This window comes from Micromonospora sp. H61, from assembly GCF_018070325.1.
Lineage (GTDB): Bacteria > Actinomycetota > Actinomycetes > Mycobacteriales > Micromonosporaceae > Micromonospora > Micromonospora salmantinae.
The window spans coordinates 1-18,062 of sequence record NZ_JAGPXY010000098.1; the positions used below are offsets into that span (position 1 = coordinate 1).

Annotated in this window: 14 protein-coding genes and 1 pseudogene; all 15 read left to right on the top strand. The window is 71.3% G+C overall.

Annotated elements, in window-relative coordinates:
- The first annotated feature begins 82 nt into the window (after positions 1-82).
- Positions 83-778 (top strand): hypothetical protein, encoded by a 696-nt coding sequence (locus tag KBX08_RS29840; RefSeq protein WP_210786820.1) that lies wholly within the window; start codon positions 83-85, stop codon positions 776-778.
- Between the two features lie 149 nt (positions 779-927).
- On the top strand, positions 928-1,392 hold the full coding sequence (locus KBX08_RS29845) for a DUF948 domain-containing protein (protein ID WP_210786807.1): 465 nt from the start codon (positions 928-930) through the stop codon (positions 1,390-1,392).
- A gap of 30 nt (positions 1,393-1,422) precedes the next feature.
- Positions 1,423-1,728: a hypothetical protein gene (locus KBX08_RS29850; RefSeq protein WP_091401860.1), complete on the top strand. Its 306-nt coding sequence runs from the start codon at positions 1,423-1,425 to the stop codon at positions 1,726-1,728.
- Positions 1,725-4,403: an alanine--tRNA ligase gene (gene alaS / locus KBX08_RS29855; protein ID WP_210786809.1), complete on the top strand. Its 2,679-nt coding sequence runs from the start codon at positions 1,725-1,727 to the stop codon at positions 4,401-4,403. The genes KBX08_RS29850 and alaS overlap by 4 nt, the downstream gene beginning before the upstream one ends.
- A gap of 72 nt (positions 4,404-4,475) precedes the next feature.
- A complete protein-coding gene (ruvX, locus tag KBX08_RS29860; RefSeq protein ID WP_210786811.1) occupies positions 4,476-4,934 on the top strand; it encodes a Holliday junction resolvase RuvX in 459 nt (152 codons plus the stop codon).
- A complete protein-coding gene (gene mltG / locus KBX08_RS29865; RefSeq protein WP_210786813.1) occupies positions 4,934-6,127 on the top strand; it encodes an endolytic transglycosylase MltG in 1,194 nt (397 codons plus the stop codon). The genes ruvX and mltG overlap by 1 nt, the downstream gene beginning before the upstream one ends.
- Positions 6,128-6,372: 245 nt before the next feature.
- The gene (locus tag KBX08_RS29870) at positions 6,373-7,200 is read left to right on the top strand and encodes a shikimate dehydrogenase (RefSeq protein WP_210786822.1); all 828 of its coding nucleotides are present in this window, start codon (positions 6,373-6,375) and stop codon (positions 7,198-7,200) included.
- Between the two features lie 268 nt (positions 7,201-7,468).
- Positions 7,469-9,175, top strand: coding sequence for a glycosyl hydrolase (locus tag KBX08_RS29875; RefSeq protein WP_210786815.1), 1,707 nt, complete (start codon positions 7,469-7,471; stop codon positions 9,173-9,175).
- A gap of 222 nt (positions 9,176-9,397) precedes the next feature.
- The gene (locus KBX08_RS29880; RefSeq protein ID WP_210786816.1) at positions 9,398-11,335 is read left to right on the top strand and encodes a hypothetical protein; all 1,938 of its coding nucleotides are present in this window, start codon (positions 9,398-9,400) and stop codon (positions 11,333-11,335) included.
- 128 nt (positions 11,336-11,463) lie between these two features.
- Entirely contained in the window at positions 11,464-11,982 is a 519-nt protein-coding gene (locus KBX08_RS29885; RefSeq protein WP_181518689.1) for a DapH/DapD/GlmU-related protein, read from the top strand.
- Entirely contained in the window at positions 11,975-13,573 is a 1,599-nt protein-coding gene (locus tag KBX08_RS29890) for a lipopolysaccharide biosynthesis protein (RefSeq protein WP_210786818.1), read from the top strand. The genes KBX08_RS29885 and KBX08_RS29890 overlap by 8 nt, the downstream gene beginning before the upstream one ends.
- A 68-nt stretch (positions 13,574-13,641) precedes the next feature.
- Positions 13,642-14,934, top strand: a complete 1,293-nt coding sequence (locus KBX08_RS29895; protein ID WP_307850687.1) for an O-antigen ligase family protein — start codon at positions 13,642-13,644, stop codon at positions 14,932-14,934.
- Positions 14,935-15,005: 71 nt separating this feature from the next.
- Positions 15,006-16,568: a lipopolysaccharide biosynthesis protein gene (locus KBX08_RS29900; protein ID WP_210786826.1), complete on the top strand. Its 1,563-nt coding sequence runs from the start codon at positions 15,006-15,008 to the stop codon at positions 16,566-16,568.
- A gap of 8 nt (positions 16,569-16,576) precedes the next feature.
- Positions 16,577-17,479 carry a sulfotransferase domain-containing protein gene (locus KBX08_RS29905; RefSeq protein WP_210786828.1) on the top strand — a complete coding sequence of 301 codons (903 nt, stop codon included), beginning with the start codon at positions 16,577-16,579 and terminating at the stop codon, positions 17,477-17,479.
- Positions 17,476-18,062, top strand: a pseudogene (locus KBX08_RS29910) (hypothetical protein); the annotation flags it as partial. The gene KBX08_RS29905 and the pseudogene KBX08_RS29910, both read left to right, overlap by 4 nt.

Sequence of the window (18,062 nt, forward strand, 5' to 3'; positions counted from 1 at the left end):
CGTGGCCCCGCCCGCCGCCGCGCTGCCCGCCGTGTCCGGCCCGGTGGACCGGCCGGAACCGGACCCCTCCGACGGGCCGGCGCTGCGCTCGGCCGGTCAGGACGCGCCGGACGACGACGCCGCACCGGGTGCCCGTTCCGAGGAGCGCCGGCAGACCCGTGAGCGACGCCGTCTGCGCGCGGCGGTGTTGGTGCTGGTCAGCGTCGTGCTGCTCGGCGCGGTTCCGCTCTTCTTCGGCGTCCGCACGCTGAGCCGTGACCCGGTCTTCGACAACCTGGACCAGCTCGGTGTGCCCGCCTGGGCGGCCGCGAAGACGGTCGACGACGTCAGCGGCAGCCGCTGGTGCCTGCTCGACTGCCGGCTGCGTGAGCGCACAGTGACCTCGGAGAAGGCACCCAAGGAGACGGCGCAGGTCTACGAGGACGCGCTGCGCCGCGACGGGTGGCAGCCGTGGAAGGTGAGCCGCTGCCCGGAACAGCAGACGAAGGGCAGCTACACCTGCTGGCGTCGCGACGAGTTGACTCTCGACCTGTGGGTACGCGAGCCGACCTGTGTGCCGCCGCCGGTGGACGGCGAGCCGGCGGTCGTGCCGTCCGACGACCCGTCGGCCGCTGCGACCGACTGCACCGGCTCGTTGGTGTCGGTGAAGGTGCGCAACGCGATCGACGACGAGCGGACCAGACCGCAGCCGACCACCGACCCGTCACTGACCGGTGAGGATCCGTTCCCGACGGTCAGTGCGGATCCGCTGGGTGAGCAGACACCCTCACCGTCCTGAGCCGGTCTCCATCACGGACGGTAGGGTCTGGGGCTGGCGGGCACGCCCGCTACCGGTGACCGCCGGCGGCTCGGCGGCCGGTACGGGTGGCATGGTTGTGCGTTCCGGGGACGTCGGGTCCTGCGGAACTCTGCTTGAGGAGGACAGGCGTGGGCGACATTGGAGCGATCGCGGCGCTGATCGCGGCATCCGCGTTCGCGGTGCTGGTGCTCATCCTGACGCTGCCCATCCTGCGGCTGCGGCACACGGTTGACGCCACCACCCGCATGATCAACGACCTGAACGACCGGACCGCACCGCTGCTCGGTGACGTGAACACCACTGTGAGGAACGTCAACACCGCGCTGGAGCAGGTGCAGACCTCGCTCGACGGTGTGAACCTCCAGCTGGCGAAGGTCGACACCATGACCAGCCACGCGCAGAACGTCACCGCCAACGTCGCCAACCTGGCCACCGTCGTCTCCGCCGCGGCAGCTAACCCCCTGGTCAAGGTGGCCGCGTTCGGCTACGGCGTGCGTAAGGCCGCCGCCGGCCGCCGGCACGCCGAGACCGAGCGCGAGGTACGCGACACCATCAAGCAGCAGCGACGGGCCGCGCGACGCGGCAACAGCTGACCGGCCCGGCGCACCAGGAGGTAGCGGGACATGAGGCGCTTGTTCTGGCTCGGCATCGGGGTGGCCGTCGGGGTGATCGTGGTCCGCAAGGCGACCCGGACCGCGCAGGCGTACACGCCGGCGGGCATCGCCAGCTCGCTGACGGAATCCGCTGGCGGGCTCGTCGAGTCGCTGCGTAGTTTCGTGGAGGACGTCCGGGTCGGGATGGCCGAACGCGAGCAGGAGATCCACCACGCGTTCGCCCAGGGCGAGGCGTTCGACGACAAGTTCGCCGACCTGCGGGAAGACCCGCGGATCGGCGATCGAGAAATCTTTCCGGAGGAACACCAGCGATGAAGACGGCGGAGATCAAGCGGCGGTACCTCGCGCACTTCGAGGCGAATGGCCACACCGTGGTGCCGTCCGCTCCGCTGCCCGCCATCAGCGACCCGAACCTGCTGTTCGTCAACGCCGGCATGGTGCAGTTCGTCCCGTACTTCCTGGGTCAGCAGACGCCCGCGTACCAGCGGGCGGTCAGCGTGCAGAAGTGCATCCGCACCCCGGACATCGACGAGGTCGGTAAGACCAGCCGGCACGGCACGTTCTTCCAGATGAACGGCAACTTCTCCTTCGGCGACTACTTCAAGGCCGGCGCGATCCCGCTCGCCTGGGACCTGGTCACCAAGTCGCAGGCCGACGGCGGGTTCGGGTTGGACCCGGAGCGCGTCTGGCCGACGGTGTACCTCGACGACGACGAGGCGTACGAGATCTGGCGGTCGGTGGGGGTGCCCGCCGAGCGGATCGTGCGTCGGGGCAAGGCGGACAACTTCTGGTCGATGGGCATTCCCGGGCCGTGCGGTCCGTGCTCCGAGCTGTTCTACGACCGGGGCCCGGAGTACGGCCGCGAGGGCGGCCCGGCGGTCGACGAGGACCGCTACATGGAGTTCTGGAACCTCGTCTTCATGCAGTTCGAGCGGGGTCCGGGCACCACCAAGGACGACTACCCGATCCTGGGTGACCTGCCGGCGAAGAACATCGACACCGGCATGGGCCTGGAGCGGATGGCCTCGATCCTGCAGGGTGTCGACAACCTGTACGAGATCGACGAGGTTCGGCCGATCCTGGCGCGGGCGGCCGAGCTGACCGGTAAGCGCTACGGCGCGCACTCCGGGCATGTGGCCAGCGAGTCGCACCCGGACGACGTCCGGCTGCGGGTGATCGCGGATCACGTGCGTACGGCGCTGATGCTGATCGGCGACGGCGTGACCCCGAGCAACGAGGGCCGCGGGTACGTGCTGCGCCGGATCATGCGCCGGGCGATCCGGTCGATCCGGCTGCTGGGTTGGCAGGACCGGGCGCTGCCCGAACTGCTGCCGGTGGCGCGGGACTGCATGGCGCCGTCGTACCCGGAGCTGGCGACCGACTTCGACCGGATCGCGGATTACGCGTACGCGGAGGAGGAGGCGTTCCTGTCCACCCTGCGGGCCGGCACCACGATCCTGGACACCGCAATCGCGGAGACCCGTACGGCGGGCGGCTCGGCGCTGTCCGGGGCGAAGGCGTTCCAGCTGCACGACACGTACGGCTTCCCGATCGATCTGACCCTGGAGATCGCCGCGGAGCAGGGCCTCGCTGTCGACGACGAGGGGTTCCGGCGGCTGATGGCCGACCAGCGGACCCGGGCGAAGGCGGACGCGCAGGCCCGTAAGACGGGGCACGTCGACCTGTCGGCGTACCGGTCGGTGCTCGACGCGGGTGGTCCGGTGACGTTCACCGGGTACAGCGAGGTGTCCCGCGAGTCGACGGTGCGGGCGCTGCTCGGCGCCGACGGCCCGCGTCAGGCGGCGACCGAGGGCGACACCATCGAGCTGGTGCTGGACACCACCCCGTTCTACGCCGAGGGCGGTGGGCAGCAGCCCGACCAGGGCATGATCACGGTTGGTGGCGGGCAGGTCGAGGTGCTCGACGTGCAGCAGCCGGTGCCCGGTCTGATCGTGCACCGCGCCCGGGTGATCCGGGGCGAGGTACGCGCCGGTGAGGCCGGCTTCGCCGAGATCGACACGACGCGGCGTCGGGCGATCTCCCGGTCGCACACCGCCACGCACCTGGTGCACCAGACCATGCGCAACTTCCTGGGGGAGTCGGCCACGCAGGCCGGGTCACTGAACGCCCCCGGTCGGCTCCGGTTCGACTTCAACACCCCGACCGGGGTGTCGCCGAGCGTCCTGCGCGACGTGGAGCAGCAGGTCAACGAGGTGCTCCTGGCCGACCTGGAGGTGCACGCCTTCATCACCTCGTTGGAGGAGGCGCGGCGCATCGGCGCGATGGCGCTCTTCGGCGAGAAGTACGGCGAGGAGGTGCGGGTCGTCGAGGTGGGTGACTACGCCCGGGAGCTGTGCGGCGGCACGCACGTGGCCCGCTCGGCCCAGCTCGGCCTCGTGAAGATCCTCTCCGAGTCGTCGATCGGCTCCGGTGTCCGCCGGGTCGAGGCGCTGGTCGGCATGGACGCCTTCGGCTTCCTGGCCAAGGAGCACCTGCTGGTCTCCCGGCTGGCCGAGCTGTACCGGGTGCCGAACGACCAGGTCGCCGACCGGGTGGAGCAGACCGTCACCCAGCTTCGGGACGCCGAGAAGGAGCTGGAGAAGCTGCGCGCCCAGCTGGTGCTGGGTGGCGCGGCGGCGCTCGCGGCGCAGGCCAAGGACGTGCGCGGGGTCGCGTACGTGGGCACCGAGGCGCCGGAGGGCGCGGCCGGCAACGATGTGCGCACCCTGGCCCAGGAGATCCGCGGCAAGATCGACCCGGCGCGGCCGGCGGTCGTGGCGGTGGCGGCGCGGTCGAACGGCAAGGCGTCCCTGGTGGTGGCGGTCAACGCGGCGGCGCGCAGCCGGGGCCTGGCCGCGTCGGATCTGGTGAAGGCGGCGTTCTCCGGGCGCGGCGGTGGCAGCCCCGACCTGGCCCAGGGCGGCGGTCTGCCCGCGGCCGAGGCGCCGAACCTGCTGCTCACCGTCGAGAAGGCGATCACTGAGGCGTGACAGATCATCACTGTGAGTCAGGGCGGGCCGATTGGTCCGCCCTGGTTCGTACCCGGCTGGCGGTGACCGTCGGTGGCTGAGCTGAAGCGCGGTGTGCGGATCGGCGTGGATGTCGGTCAGGTGCGGGTGGGCGTCTCTCGCTCGGATCCGGACGGGATCTTGGCAACGCCGCTGGTCACCCTGGCCCGCGATCTCACGGCGGCGCCGGACGCGGTGCCGAGCGACCTGGCCGAGCTGGCCGCGTTGGTGGTCGAGCACGAGGCCGTCGGGGTTGTCGTCGGCCTTCCGGTCAATCTCGCCGGCAAGCACGGTCCTGCGGCCGTCCATGTGAAGGCGTACGCTGACCGACTGGTCGATGTGATAGCGCCGGTCCCGGTAACGCTCACTGACGAGAGGATGTCGACCGTGGTCGCTTCTCGTAGGCTTGCCGAGCGTGGCGTCAGAGGTAAACGTCAACGTGCGGTTGTCGATCAGGCGGCCGCGGTGGAGATCCTGCAGAGCTGGCTGGACGCGCAGCGGAGGCGGACGTAATGATCGACGATCTGGATCTTGGGTTCGACGAGCCGGAACGGGGGGAGAAGGGTCGGCACCGGCGCGGCTTCCGCAAGGGCAAGGGCGGGTCCGGTGGCGGCCGGGGCAAGACATTCCTGGCTCTGTTGATGGCCCTGCTCCTGTTGGGCGGCATCGGAGGCGGCGCGTTCTACGGCTTCGACCGTATCCAGAACTACTTCGTCACCCCCGACTACGACGGCAGCGGGGCCGGTGAGATCACCGTCGAGATCAAGAACGGCGCGCTGCTCGCCGACATGGCCGACGCCCTGGTGGCGGCCGACGTGGTGAAGAGCCAGAAGGCCTTCATCGAGGCGGCCGAGGCCAACTCGCGCAGCAAGAACATCCAGCCGGGCACGTACAAGCTGCGCAAGCAGATGAGCGGCGCGAACGCCGTGACCGCGATGCTCGACCTGAAGAACAAGATCGTCAACGGGCTGACCATCCCCGAGGGCCGCACGAGCTTCAACATCTACAAGCTGCTCTCCGAGAAGACCAAGATCCCGGCCAAGGACTTCCAGGCCGCCGCCAAGGACCCGGAGGCGCTCGGTGTCCCGGATTGGTGGTTCACGCGCGGCGACGGCAAGAAGAGCGTCAAGTCCATCGAGGGCTTCCTCTTCCCGGACACGTACGAGATCCCGCCGAAGTCCACGGCTGAGAGCATCCTCAAGCTGATGGTGAACCGCTTCCTGTCGGTGACCGGGGAGATGAAGTTCGCCGACCGGGTGCAGGAGGAACGCAAGGTCAGCCCGTACGAGGCGCTGATCGTGGCGTCGCTGGCCCAGGCCGAGGCGGGTAACAAGGACGACCTCGGCAAGGTCGCCAGGGTCGCCTACAACCGCGCGTACGGCGAGTTCGACTGCAACTGCCTGGAGATGGACGTCACTGTCAACTACTACCTGGAGTCGATCGGTAAGCCGACCAAGTCGTCCAAGCAGATGACGGTGGCCGAGCTCGACGACCAGAAGAACCCGTACAACCGCAAGCTGCGGGGCATGATCCCCACCCCGATCAACAACCCCGGCAAGCAGGCCCTGGAAGGGGCGATGGACACGCCGCCGGGCAAGTGGCTCTACTTCGTGGCGATCGACGACAAGGGCCACTCCGCGTTCGCCGAGACGTATGAGCAGCACCAACGCAACGAGAACAAGGCTCGGGAGGCCGGCATCATCTGACCGGCCGAGTCACGCCGTAAAGGCTCCCTTGTTCAAGGTTTGACTTTTTCGATCGGCACTTCCGTCCCGGGAATGCTTTCGCCAACGTCGATGGGGTCGAGCGATAACCCGGTCGCCCGGGGTGGCCGCGGAGCCGGTTCCCTGGTGCCCGGGCCGGGGCGCTGGGTACTGTCGATCCCGACGTGCGCGGGAGAGCGGAGAAGTGATGTCGACAGTGATCGGGCCACCGGCCGCGACCGGCGGTGATCGTGTCGACCCGTAGGGCCGCGGTGCTGGGCAAGCCGATCGCGCACTCCCTCTCTCCGGTGATCCACACCGCCGGTTACGTCGCCGCCGGGCTGACCGGGTGGTCGTACACCCGGATCGAGTGCGCGGCGGCGGAGCTGCCGGATCTGGTCGCCGGCCTGGGCCCGGAGTGGGCCGGGTTGTCGGTGACCATGCCGGGCAAGGAGGCGGCGCTCGCCGTGGCCGACGCCGCGTCGCCGGTCGCCGCCGCCGTCGGCGCGGCCAACACGTTGGTACGCCGTCCGGACGGCTCCTGGTACGCGGACAACACCGACGTCGCCGGCATGGTGCGGGTGCTCACCGACGCTGGCGTGAGCGCCGGTGCCGCCGTGACGGTGCTCGGCGCCGGCGGGACGGCCCGCGCCGCGCTCGCCGCCGCCGCGCAGCTCGCCTGCTCGTCGGTGACTGTGGTGGCCCGCCGACCCGAGGCGGTCGACGAGCTGCGCCCGGTGGCCGGCGCGGTGGGCGTCGCGCTGACGCCCGCCCGATGGGCCGATGCTCCCCGGCAACTCGCCGCCGCCGACGTGGTCGTCTCCACGGTGCCGAAGGGGGTCGCCGACCCGCTGGCCGGCGCGGTGGCCTGGCGGCCGGGCGCGGTGTTCTTCGACGCGCTCTACGACCCGTGGCCGACACCGTTGGCGACCGCCGCCGACGCCGCCGGTTGCCGGATCGTCTCCGGCCTGGACCTGCTGCTGGCCCAGGCCGTCGGGCAGTTCGAGCAGTTCACCGGCGTCACTGCGCCGAGGGCGGCGATGGCTGCCGCGCTGACTGCCGCTCGCGCCGGCTGACGGACCGGTCAGACGGTCCGGCCGCGGTCGCCGATAGTCGCCACACGTTCCGGAAGCGCTTCCAACGCCTCCCGTTGACTCCGCGCGTGCTCCCCGGGCAAGGTGTGTGGCGGGCTTCGGTAGCGCCTGCGGCCAGAGGCCCCGATCTCCCCGAGGCGGTTTCTTAGCTGACGGTTAAGACGCGCTTACGGAAAACTGTCCTACCTGCCACATGTCCTGGTCATCGATACGCTGCTCACCGTTACGGACGCAGACACAGGGAGTTTCCTTGACCAGGCACGGACTGCACCGCATCACCCGGTTCCGTTCTGGACCCCGGCGTAAGGCGATTGCCATCGGCGTGGTCGGCGGTTCGGTGGTGGCCGGCATCGTGGCGACCATGATGCCGCTGCTGGCCAGCGACGACCTGTCGATCCGGGCGGCGGCCGACACCACCGCCACCGCGGTGTCGCAGGACGGTGACAACGCGGCCAAGTCGACGCTGGCCACCTGCGCGACGCGCTGCGACGGCAACCCGCGCGGTGGCCGCCAGGCGGTCATCGAGTTCGCGGTGACCACGGTGCCGGCCACCGCGGTCAACATCCGGGCGACGCTGCGGGTGCACGCCTGGCAGCAGTTCGCCGCCACGGTGACGGCGCACGCCTCGCCGCTGAGCGCCCGCGAGTCGCGGCCGCCGCTGACGTCGGCCGGTGCCGCACTGGACAGCGTGACCAGCGTGTCCAAGGGCTTCAACGAGTGGGACGTCTCCAAGCTGGTCACCGGCAACGGCACCTGGACGGTCTCGTTGGCGCAGAGCGGCCTGGAGAGCCGGGTCTACTGGGCGTCGGTCGAGAACCGCAACCCGGACCTGCGACCCAGCCTGCTGATCAGCTACGACCTCGGGGCCCGGCCTTCGCCGGTGACGCCCACCCGGCCGGCACCGCCGCCGTCGCCGAGCGCGTCGCCGACCACCGCCGCGCCGAAGCCGTCGCCGACCATCGCTCCGACCCGGACGGCGACGCCGAGCGCCAGCGGCACCCTCCCGTCCGGCAAGTGTGGGTCCGTCTCGGACAAGCTCGTCCCGTCCTGTGGCGCGTGGTGGGGCATGTACTCGCCCGCCGGGGCGGCCGGCGGCTGGGACCACGGCAAGGCCGTCACCGACGTGGAGACGCAGGTCGGGCGCAAGTTCGACATCGTGCACCGCTACCACGACTTCTCCAACGCCGGCAGCAACGGCGCGTTCCCGGACGTGTACGAGTCGCAGCAGATGCGCGAAGGCCGGTTGATGTTCTTCGCCTGGGAGTCGCGTGACTTCTCCGCCGGCACCACCCTCAAGTGGTCGGACGTCTACGGGGGTAAGCAGGACGACACCATCGACGCGGTAGCGGGCCGGATCCGCGCCGCCGGCGTGCCGGTCTTCATCGGCTTCGACCACGAGCCGGAGGACGAGCCGAACAAGGGCAGCGACGCGGACTTCGTCCGGGCCTGGCGCTACGTGCACGAGCGGTTCGCCAACGCCGGTGCGACAAACGCGGTCTGGGTCTGGACGATGATGGGTTGGTCCGGGCACTACTCCCGGTACGCCGGCCTGTACCCCGGTGACCAGTACGTCGACTGGGTGGCCTACGACCCGTACAACTTCCACGTCTGCAACGGCAGCACCGTGTGGAAGAGCCCGAGCACGACGGTCGGTGGCTTCTACCGGTGGCTGGACGACAACGGCATCGGCGCGGGCAAGCCCCGGATGCTCGCCGAGTTCGGCACCAACTTCAACTCCGCCGACCCGGGCGCCAAGCAGCGCTGGTTCCAGGAGTTCCCGGCGGCGCTGAAGGCGCACCCGAAGATCAAGGCGGCGATCTACTTCAACTCGGCCGGTATGACCAGCCGCACGTCGACCTGCGACATGACGATGAATCACGACGCGTCGGCGGTGGCCGGCTTCAAGCAGGCCGGACAGGACCCCTACCTGCGGCAACCCACCGGAGGTAACCGCTGACGTTCGAAACGGGCTGACCGGACGGCGTTCGCCGGGGGGTCGGACATCCGATCCTCCGGCGTTCTGTCGGCTTGCGGATTCATGCACCGCCCAATCGGCGGATTTTGTTAACCAGGCTGGACGAGGCACGCTACCTCGGGTTCTCATCCAATCTGGAGGCGCAGCGTGCCCAAACTCTCGCACTTGTGGCGTTTTGCAGGACGACGTCGTACTCCGGCGGGGATGGTCGCGTTGGCGATCGTCGCCGCAGCTCTGGGCGTGCCCACTACCGCGTCGGCCGCTGTGGTGCCGGTCCCGGCCACGGCGACCCTGGTGTCGGCGAACCCCGCCGACGCGACCCCGCACGCCCGAGACGGTGAGACCCGTGCCTTCGCGCAGGTGGGCGACACGGTCTTCGTCGGCGGCAGCTTCACCCAGCTCCGCCAGACCGCCAGCTCCGCGTGGATCACGCAGCGCTACCTCTTCGCGTACGACCGGACCACCGGCACCATGTCGACCACCTTCCTGCCGGTGCTCGACGGCGCGGTCAACACGCTCCTCGCCGGCCCCGGCGGCACGCTGATCGTCGGCGGCACCTTCAAGAACGTCAACGGCGTCTCCCGGAAGAACCTGGTGGCGCTCAACCCGTCGACCGGCGCGATCATCGACAGCTGGGTCGGGCGTTCCGACGGTGGCACGGTCCGTGACCTGGCGCTGCACGGCAACTGGCTGTACGTGGCCGGCGCGTTCAACTGGCTCAACGGCACCGCGCACGCCGGTCTCGGCCGGCTCAACGCGACCACCGGCGCGATCGACCCGAGCTTCAGCATCGACGCCACGGTGGGACGGCACAGCACCACGTCGTACGTCTGGACCATCGACGTCACGCCGGACGGCGACACCCTGGTCGTCGGCGGCAACTTCACGCTCGTCAACGACCTGCCGCGTAACCAGATGGCGTTGGTGGACGTCTCCGGGACTCCCACCGTGCTCGACTGGAGCACCGACAAGTTCGTTCCGCCGTGCGCCTCGCCGACGACCTTCGTGCACTACGTGCAGGACGTGAAGTTCGGTGCCGACGGCACCTGGTTCGTGGTCGGCACCAACGGTGGCGGCGGCTGGCCGGCCGCGTACTGCGACGCCCTGGTGCGCTTCGAGACCGCCGCGCGGGGCTCTGGCCTGCTCGCCACCTGGGTCGACTACACCGGCAACGACACCATCACCTCGGTCGAGGTGGCGGACAACGTCATCTACCTGGGCGGGCACTTCCGCTGGGTCAACAACCCGAACGCCAGCGACAGGGCCGGCACGGGCGCTGTCGACCGGCTCGGCATCGCCGCCGTCACCCCGGCGACCGGTATGCCGGTGAACTGGAACCCGCGTCGGAGCGGCAGCGCCTCGATGCCGTCGGGCACCAGCAACTGGGGTTCGTCGGTGCCGGTGCTCTGGCGCGGCTCGGACGGCCTCTACTTCGGGCACAACTCCGACGGCATGGGCGAGGAGTATCACGGCCGGCTCGGTATGTTCCCGCTCGCCGGCGGACGCACCTTCACCCCGAAGAACCCGCCGTCGGACACCGCCGGCAACCTCTACGTGGGCACCGCCTCGGGCACCGTGGCGAAGGTGCCGTTCGACGGCACCACGCTGGGCACCGCGACCAGCGTCAGTCAGCCCGCGTACACGGCGGCCGGCGCGACCTGGCGGGTGGACGACCGGATCTACTGGTCGCACACGGTGGCCGGCACGCCCACCGGCAGTCGGATCGACGTCTCGCTCTTCAACGGAGGCGCGATCGGCTCGCCGTGGGAGGCGTCCGGCTACAACGACTGGTACAACCCGGCGTTGCTGACCGGCGCCTTCTTCCTCGACGGCCGGCTCTACTACACCCGTACCGGGGCGAACAACCTCTACTACCGCTACTTCGAGATCGACGGCAACTACCTGGGCGCCACCGAGTTCGCCCTGCCGACGACCGGCGTGACCTGGTCTACGGTGCGGGGCATGGCCTGGGTGGGCGGCCGGATCGTCTACGGCTCCACCGACGGCGCGCTGCGGAGCGTGCCGTTCGACCCGACGGCCGCGCCGAGCGCCGCGGTCGACGGCACCACTGCGACAGTCATCAGCAGCGCAACGCCCGAGTTGTCCTGGTCTACCCCATCGACATTCTTCTCCGTACAGTAAGGGTCAACCGTTCGTAACGGAGCATCGGTAGATTGTTCACGTTGGGCCGGTGGCGGTACCCACCGCCGCCGGCCCGCGACGGTGGGGGAGGGTCGTTGCTCGGCGCCGCTGGCATCCGAACGAGACGCGTGGTGCGTCTGGTCTTCGCGGTCAAACGCGGCTGGTATCAGCTCCGTTACCGACGGTTGACACTCGGTCGGGACGTGGAGATCCGTGGCCGGATCCGGTTACGGCGCGGTGTGCGGGTGACCATCGGTGACCGCACCCGCTTGAACAAACTCGTCCGCTTCGCCGGCCCCGGCGAGGTGCGCGTCGGCGCGGACTGTCTGCTCAACGCCACCTGGATCGGCACCTGGACGTCGGTCACAGTGGGGGACCGGTGCCTCCTTTCGGACTGCGAGTTGCTCGACAACGACTTCCACAACCTGCCCCCCGAGCAGCGCCACGCACCGCCCGGCCCGCTCACCCGTGCCCCGATCGTTCTCGAGGACAACGTCTGGGTCGGTGCGCACGCCCTGGTCCTGAAGGGCGTGCGGGTCGGTCGGGACAGCGTCGTCGGCGCGGCGACGGTGGTCCGCACGGACGTACCACCCGGCGTCGTGGTCGTCGGTAATCCTCAACAGACGGTGAAGAAGTTCCATGACTGATGCAGCGCCCGCCCCCTGGCCGACGGACGGCCCGTCCTCCGGCACCTCGCGTGCCGTGACACTGACCGACCTGCTGCGGGTGCCGATGCACCGGATGCGGTTGGTGGCGGCGGTCGCGATGGTCGGTCTGCTCGCCGCGCTCGGCTATGTGCTACTGGTGCCGGCAGCGTTGTCCGCGAGCGCCGTGGTCGCGGTCCGGCCGGTGGTGACCGACGCCTTCACCCCCAGCGGCGCGGGCGCCGACCGCGCGGTCAACATGAACGTGGAGAGCGGCATCGCCACCGGCACCGAGGTGGTGCAGCGGCTCGCCGACTCGGCCGGCGGCGACCCGCGGGACATCCGTGACGCGCTCGAGGTCGAAGTGCCCACCGGGGGGCAGATCCTGCGCTTCACCTACCAGGCGGGCGAGGCGCACCGGGCCGTGCAGAGCGCCAACATGGCCGCCGAGGCATACCTGAGCGTGCGCCGGGCCATGTACGAGCAGCAGCGCGCCGAGATGCTGCGCTCCTACGACGCCAGCATCACCAAGGTCGCCGCCCAGCAGACCGCTTTGCAGAAGCGGGCGAACACCGCCAAGGACACCGCCGCCGGTGACGCGCTGGTCGCCGAGCTGGCCGGAATCAACAACCAGCTCACCCAGCTCAACGCCGCCCGTACCGAGATCGCGGCTGTCGACGTCAACCCCGGCTGGGTCACCCAGACCGCCGAGAAGGCGCTGGTCACCTCCGCCGGGCACCGGCCGCTCTACCTGGTCGCCGGCCTGCTCGGTGGCGCGCTGATCGGCATCGTGCTGGCGTACCTCTGGGAGTCGACCGACCGGCGGGTCCGCTCGGTCGCCGACGGCCGGGAGGCCTCCGGCCTTCCACTGCTCGGCACCGTACGCCGGCCGGGGTTCCGGGGTAGCCCTCGGGCGGTCGACGCCGACGTCCGGTACGTGGCGATGGCGGTCGCCGAGCGGGTCCGGCAGCCGGCCCGGGTGGCGCTGGTCACCGCCCGGGAGGACGCCACAGTGCTCACCGCCGGGCTCGCCGTGGCGCTCGCCGTGGACGGCCGGGAGGTCTTCGTCGCCGACGACAGCGGACGGATCGAGCGGCTACGGGCCACCGTTCTCGCCGATCGGGGGCGGCTGCCCATCGACCCGTCGCGGCCGCTGGTGCCCAAGCCCCGGCCGGCCGGCAGCACACCGGCCGCCGGTGCCGCCACGGAGAGCACGCCCGCCCGTCGGCCCTCCCCGCACCCGCCCGGCGCCCGCCCGTCCACCGACCCCGATGCCACCCTGACGCTGCCGAGGGTGTCGTCCGCCCGTCCGGAGAACAGTCGCGTCGTCACCCCCGACGAGGTTGTCGTGGGTGTGGGCAGTGTCCGGTTCGGCACCTGGCGGCAGGGCGCCGACCACGGCCTGGTCCTGTTCAACGCCCCGCCGGCCGAGTCCGACGAGCGTGGCGTGGCAGTGGCCCGGCAGGGCAGCGCGGTGGTGGTCGTGGAGCGGGACCGCACCCGGCAGAGTGACCTGCGACGCCTGGTGGAGCGGCTGCGCGCCGCCGGGGTCACCCCGTTGGGCTTCGTGCTCACCCGAAACGGTCGGGCCTGAGCGTGTCGGTGACCCGCGCCCCGGCGACCGAACCACCACCCGGAGGCGCTCCGCAGGAGGCCGCGCCGGTGCCGCCGTCCGCCCCGCCGCAACTGCCGCTCTGGCCGCTGTCGATGATGTTCGGCCTGGTGCCGCTGTGGTGGCTGTTCGGTGCGTTCTACCTCGGCTGGCCGCTGCTGGGTGCGCTGCTGCTCGCGTTGCTGCTCACCCGGGGGCGCGTGCCGCTGCCACCGGCGGCCGGCATCTGGTTACTCTTCCTCGCCATCGTGGTGGTCAGCGCCACCCAGTTGTCGTCGCCGGCCTCGCTGCTCACGTTCGCCCTGCGGCTGGCCTTCTACCTGACCGCGCTGGTGGTCGGCGTCTACGTCTACGCGGCCGCCCGGGAACGCGCCAGCCTGGTGGCGGTGCTCACCCCGCTCTGCGCGTTCTGGTTCGGGCTGGTGGCGCTGGGCTGGCTCGGGGTGCTCGTGCCCCGGCTGGCCATGACGACCCCGATGGAGGTGCTGCTGCCCGGCGGGGTGGCCGGCACCCCGTTCATCCAGGACATGGTGCACCTCACCACCGCTGAGTACAGCGCCCGTTCGCTCAACCCGATCTATCGGCCGGCCGCGCCGTTCGCGTACACGAACAACTACGGCAGCGCGTACGCGATGACCCTGCCCTGCGTGGTGGCCTTCGCGATGCTGCGCCGGCAGGGGCTGCTGCGCTGGGCGCTGCTGGCGTCGCTGCCGCTGTCGCTGGCGCCGGCGTTCCTCACCCTCAACCGGGCGATGTTCCTCAGCCTCGGCGCCGGGTTGGCGGTGCTCGGGGTGCGGGCCAGCCTGCGCGGCAACATCCGGGTGGCCGCGTCCATCGTCGGGGTCGTGGTGATCGGCGGGTTGGCCACGCTGTTCATCCCGATCACCGAGCTGATCAGCAGACGGGTCGACTCCAGCGACACCAACACCGACCGGCTCTCGCTCTACACCGAGGTGATCCGCCGGGTGCAGGAGTCGCCCTGGTTGGGCTACGGCGCTCCGGTGAACGTCGACACCGTGTCGGCGGCCGCGCCGATCGGCACCCAGGGGCAGTTGTGGATGGTGCTGTTCAGCCACGGCGTACCCGCGCTCATCTGTTTCCTGGCGTGGTTCGTCGCCGCCGCGGTGATCTGCGCGCGGGCGACGTCGGCGGCCGGGCAGTGGCTGGCGGTGGTGCCGGTGGTCTGCCTCGTGCAGGTCCCGTTCTACGGCATGGCCAACCAGAACCTGGCGGTCGCGTTCTTCGCGGTGGCCTTCGCGATGGCGCTGACCGAACGCGAACGGCTGACCCGGTTGGCCGGGTCGTCGCCGACGCCCGCGCCGACCGCGCCGGTGCCCGCGTGACCGCCGCGACCCGACCGTCGGCCGGTGCCGGCGAGGGCCGGCCCACGCCCGCCCCCGCCGAGGATCAGGCCGTGCCGTCGCCGGCCGGGGACACCGGCTCGGCCGAGACCCGCCGCAGCGCGCGCAGCGGCGTGGCCGGACTGCTCGGCGCGGCCACCAGCGGCTTGTTCGGGTTCGTGCTGGCGGTCGTGATCACCCGAAGCTACGGCCCGGCCGGCGCGGGAGCGTTCTTCGCCGCGATCGGGGTCGTCACCGTGGCCACCGCGATCTGCACGCTCGGCGCGGAGACCGGTCTGATGTGGGCGCTGCCCCGCCGCAGCGCCGGCGCGCGCGGTGACGCCGCCCGGGTGCTCCCGGTGGCGCTGATCCCGCCGCTGCTGACCGGGCTGCTGGTCGCCGGCGCGGGCGTGCTGGCCGCCGACGCCCTTGCGCCCCGGCTGCTGCGCGGCTCCGGCACGAGCGGCGACGCTCTGCTCACCGTCACGTTCGCCGCGGTGCCGGTGGTGGTCGCGATGACCCTGCTGCTGGCCACGCTGCGCTGCGTGCGGCCGATCCGGGCGTACGTCGGGGTGCAGTTCCTGCTGCTGCCGGTCGCCCGCCCGGTGCTGGTCGGCGCGGCCGCGTTGGCGGGCGGTGGCCTGCTCGCTGGCATGACCGGCTGGTTGGTGCCGGCCGCGCTGGCGCTGCTGGCCTGTCTCACCCTCGTCGCCGGCCCGCTCGGTCTGGGCCGGGGCGCGACGCTGCGTCCGCACCGCGCCGACTGGTCCACGTTCTGGCGCTTCGCGTTGCCCCGGGCCGCCTCGGCGGCCATCGACGCCGGCAGCATGTGGGTGGGTGTGCTGCTCACCTCGGTGCTGGCCGGGCCGGCGGACGCCGGTGTGTTCGGCGCCGTCGGCCGGTACGTGCTGGCCGGTCAGCTGGCCATGCAGGGGCTGCGGGTGGCGGTGTCGCCGCAGCTGTCCCGGCTGCTCGGGCGGGGCGAGCGGGCCGCGGCGGCGGCCGTGCACCGGCAGTTGACCACCTGGGGGCTGGTGCTGTCCTGGCCGGTGTACCTGCTGCTGGCGGTCTTCGCGCTGGCCTTCCTTCAGCTGTTCGGGCCGGAGTTCACCGCCGGTGTGCCGGCGATGACTGTGCTCGCGCTGGCGATGCTGGTCAACACCGGAGTGGGCAACGTGCAGAGCCTGCTGCTGATGGGCGGGCGCAGCGGGCTGCACCTGGTCGCCACAGTGGCCGGGTTGACGGTGACCGTCTCGCTGGGTCTCTGGCTGATCCCCCGCTACGGCGCGACGGGCGCGGCGGTTGCCTGGGCGGCCGGCATCGCCACCGAGAACCTCACCGCCGCCGGGTTCGCCCGGTCGGTGGTTCGGGAGCCGCTGTTCGACGCCGCGATGGTGCGTGCCGCGGGGGCCACGATCGCCGGTGTGGGCCTGGCCGCCGGGGCCGGCGTGCTGGTCGGCGGTCGCGGCCTGCCCGGCCTGGCGGTGGCGTTGGCGGTGCTGCTGACCGGCTGCGTCGGCATGTTGACGTTGCCCCGGGTGCGCGCCGGCATCCGGGGGACCATGAGGCAGATCCGTGGAGGGGACAGCGCGGCCACGGCCGCCGAGCCCACCTCGGCATCGACGAGAGGTAGGTGAGGTTCGTCGTGGTGTCCATCCGTGACCGGGTCAAGCAGTTGGTTCCGACCCAGGTGACCACCCGGGTGAAGGAGTCGCTCGTCGACTACGGCGTTCGCACCAGCGACCGCCGGCCGCTGCCGGACTTCCTGATCATCGGAACCAAACGGGGTGGCACCACCTCCCTGTGGAACTACCTCATCCAGCACCCGTTGGTGCCCCGGCTCTTTCCCGCGTGGAACACCAAGTCGGCGCACTACTTCGAGGAGCACTGGGGTCGCGGCGAAGCCTGGTACCGCTCGCATTTCCCGACCGAGCGGCAGCGCGAGGCCCTGGCCAAGCGGCACGGCGGGCCGGTCCGGGTCGGTGAGGCCGCCCCGCTGTACATGTTCCACCCGCTCGCCGCGCAGCGGGTCGCCGCGCTGATGCCGTCGGTGAAGCTCATCGTGCTGCTGCGGGACCCGGTGGAGCGGGCGTACTCGCACTGGAAGGAACGCCGCACCCACGGCATCGAACCACTGGACTTCGCCGCCGCGCTGGCGGCCGAGCCGGAACGCACGGCGGGGGAGCGGGAGCGGTTGATCGCCGAGCCGGAGGCGTTCAGCGAGCCGTACGACTGGTACACGTACCGGGCCCGGGGGCGTTACCTGGAGCACCTGGAGCCGTGGCTGGAGCGTTTCGCCCGGGAGCAGATCCTCTTCCTGCCCAGCGAGGACCTGTACCGCGACTCGCGGGCGACCTACCGACGGACCCTGGACTTCCTCGGTCTGCCGGCGTACGACCTGCCCAACTTCAAGGTCTACAACGATCGGCGCTCGGCACCGCTGGAGCCGAGCGTGCGCGCTGAGCTGACCGACTACTACCGGCCGTACAACGACGCGTTGCGTCATCGGCTCGGGCTGGACCTCGACTGGGCGGACCGGGCGGCGTGACGACCCGGGTGGGCCCGGCCACCGACCCGCGTTCACGGGTGGACGGCCTGGGTTGGGTGAGCCGCGCGGTCTTCCCGGACGACCGGGTCGGTCTGACAGTGGCCGGCGCCCCGCCGGCCGGTCACCAGACGGTGGCCCGGTACGCGGTGGTGCCGTCGGTCGCCCGGGCCCGGTTCCTGGTGCCGTTGGGCGCACCCCGGGCCGGGGCGGCGTCGCTGTTGGCGTACAACGCCCTGCGGCCACCGAAGGTGCGCGCGCTGCGGGCGGTGCTCGGTGGGCTGGCCCGGTTCGGTCGGGTGGGGCTCGCGCCCTTTCCCACGTTGACCGTCTCGGTGCCGGCCGGGGTGCCAGCCGCGGAGCTGTTGCTGAGCGAGCGGCTCTCCGCCGACCTGGGTGACACGCCGCTGCTGGCCGCGTTCGGGGTCCGCCCACCCGACCCGAACGGCAAGCCCACCCTGCAACTCTTCAGTGTCGACGGGCGTCCGCGTGGCTACGCGAAGATCGGCTGGAACGACGCGACCCGTGCGTTGGTCAGCGCGGAGGCGGCGGCGCTGCGGGCGTTGCGCGAGGTGGTCGGTGTCGG

Bases quoted from the DNA above. Each gene is read 5' to 3' on its own strand.
- KBX08_RS29850 (WP_091401860.1), top strand. From the start codon at position 1,423: ATGAGGCGCTTGTTCTGGCTCGGCATCGGGGTGGCCGTCGGGGTGATC.
- alaS (WP_210786809.1), top strand. From the start codon at position 1,725: ATGAAGACGGCGGAGATCAAGCGGCGGTACCTCGCGCACTTCGAGGCG.
- mltG (WP_210786813.1), top strand. From the start codon at position 4,934: ATGATCGACGATCTGGATCTTGGGTTCGACGAGCCGGAACGGGGGGAG.
- KBX08_RS29880 (WP_210786816.1), top strand. From the start codon at position 9,398: ATGGTCGCGTTGGCGATCGTCGCCGCAGCTCTGGGCGTGCCCACTACC.
- KBX08_RS29890 (WP_210786818.1), top strand. From the start codon at position 11,975: ATGACTGATGCAGCGCCCGCCCCCTGGCCGACGGACGGCCCGTCCTCC.